Origin of the sequence: Propionivibrio dicarboxylicus, assembly GCF_900099695.1 — a bacterium.
Lineage (GTDB): Bacteria > Pseudomonadota > Gammaproteobacteria > Burkholderiales > Rhodocyclaceae > Propionivibrio > Propionivibrio dicarboxylicus.
Window position 1 is genome coordinate 1 of sequence record NZ_FNCY01000041.1, and the last position, 2,071, is coordinate 2,071.

Sequence of the window (2,071 nt, forward strand, 5' to 3'; positions counted from 1 at the left end):
GTCACGCTGGCGACGCGGGGCATTCTCGCGGGGTTGGCGCTGATCGCGGCGGTCAAGGACGAACAGGGCTTCGTCAAGAACGTCTTCATCCAGGACGAGGTCTTTCTCTCCTTCGGCGAGACGGTCGGGCCGGTCTATATCGTTGTCATCGTCTTCGTGCTGCTGGCGATCGTCACGCAGTTCTTCATGAAGCGCACGCGCGCCGGGACGAACATCTACGCGGCCGGGGCGAACCCGACGGCCTCGCGCCTGTCGGGCATCCACGTCGAGCGCACGCTGATCGGCGTCTATATGTTCTCGGGCTTCTGCGCGGCGCTCTCGTCGATCTTCCTGTCGGCGCGGATGATGACGGCGATGCCGGAATTCGGCATCGGCAACGAACTCGACGTCATCGCCTCGGTCGTCATCGGCGGCACGCCCTTCACCGGCGGCGTCGGCGACATCTGGGGAACGCTGATCGGCACGCTGTTCATCGCGCTGGTCAAGAACGGCATTCTCAAGCTCGGGCTCTCGCCCTACATCCAGCCGATCGTCATCGGCGGCATCATCATCGTTACGGTGGTCATGGACGTCTGGTACAAATCCTACGCCGAGAAGAAGGCGACGCAGGCCGCGCGCAAGAAAGCCATGCAGCGCCAGGGAGGTGAAGCATGAGCGCTACCGCTGCTACCAACACTCTTCTGCTCGAATGCCGCGGCATCGACAAGAACTACAACGGCCCGCAGGTGCTCTCCGGCGTTGATTTCTCGCTGCGCCGCGGTGAAATCCATTCGCTCGTCGGCGAGAACGGCGCCGGCAAATCGACGCTGATCAAGATCATCACCGGCATCACCAACCGCAATGCCGGCACCATCGTCTTCGAAGGTCACGACGTGCCGATCGAGCACAGCAAGAACGCCTCGGAGAAGCTCGGCATCGCCGTCATCTACCAGGAACTGAGCCTGATCCATGGCATGACCGTGGCGCAGAACATCTTCCTGACCAAGGAGCCGCTGCTCGCCGGCCTGCCGATCATCGACGTGCGCAAGATGAACGCGATGGCGCAGGCGATGATCGACAAGTACGGCTTCGAACTCAAGGCCACCGACATCATCGACGGCCTGCCGATCGCCCAGCGCCAGACCGTTGAAATCCTGAAAGCGCTGTCGAACAAGGCCTCGCTGATGATCATGGACGAGCCGACCAGTTCGCTGACGGCGACCGAAAGCGAACGGCTCTTCGACATCATCCGGCTGCTCAAAAGCGAAGGCATCACGGTCGTCTATATCTCGCACCGGATGGAAGAGGTCTATAACCTCTCCGACCGCGTCACCGTGCTGCGCGACGGCAAGCTCGTCTCGGTGCTCGAAGGCGAAGCGATCACGCCGGCCGAGATCATCCGGCTGATGATCGGGCGCGAACTCACCGACGACGAATCGCAGCATCGCATGGTCAAAAAGGACGGCGAGATCGTCCTCGAGGTGAAGAAGCTCTGTGCCGAAGGCAAGCTGCAGGACGTCTCCTTCGCCGTGCGCAAGGGCGAAGTGCTCGGCTTCGGCGGCCTCGTCGGTTCCGGGCGGACCGAACTGATGCGCGCGATCTACGGTATCGACCGCTACGATTCGGGCGAGATCGCCTATCTCGGCCAGCCCTATAAACCGACCGTGGAAAAATCGATTGCCGGCGGTTACGGCTTCGTGCCGGAAGAGCGACGCCTGCAAGGCATCATGGGCGCCATCTCGATCACCGGCAACATCGGCATCGCCAACCTCGACTCGATCTCCAACGGCGCCGGCATGGTCAGCGACGCCAAGGAACTCGAACGGGCGCAGGCGGCGATCACGACGCTGAACATCAAACCGGCGAATCCCGATCACCTGGTCGGCAACCTGTCGGGCGGCAACCAGCAGAAGGTCGTCGTCGGCAAGTGGCTGATCCGCGACCTGAAGCTCCTGATCGTCGACGAACCGACGGTCGGCGTCGATATCGGCGCCAAGGAAGAGATGTACCAGACGATCGAACGGCTGGCGCAACAGGGCGTGGCGATCCTGCTGGTGTCCTCGGACCTGCCGGAACTGACGCGGCTGTCGGA

General features: G+C 62.4%; 2 protein-coding genes. Both read left to right on the forward strand.

The window, feature by feature from the left end; genetic code table 11:
* Positions 1-654 (forward strand): ABC transporter permease (locus BLR25_RS20785; RefSeq protein ID WP_143009959.1); only part of this gene is annotated, 654 nt, incomplete at its 5' end.
* Positions 651-2,071 (forward strand): sugar ABC transporter ATP-binding protein (locus BLR25_RS20790; protein ID WP_091940754.1); only part of this gene is annotated, 1,421 nt, incomplete at its 3' end. The genes BLR25_RS20785 and BLR25_RS20790, both read left to right, overlap by 4 nt.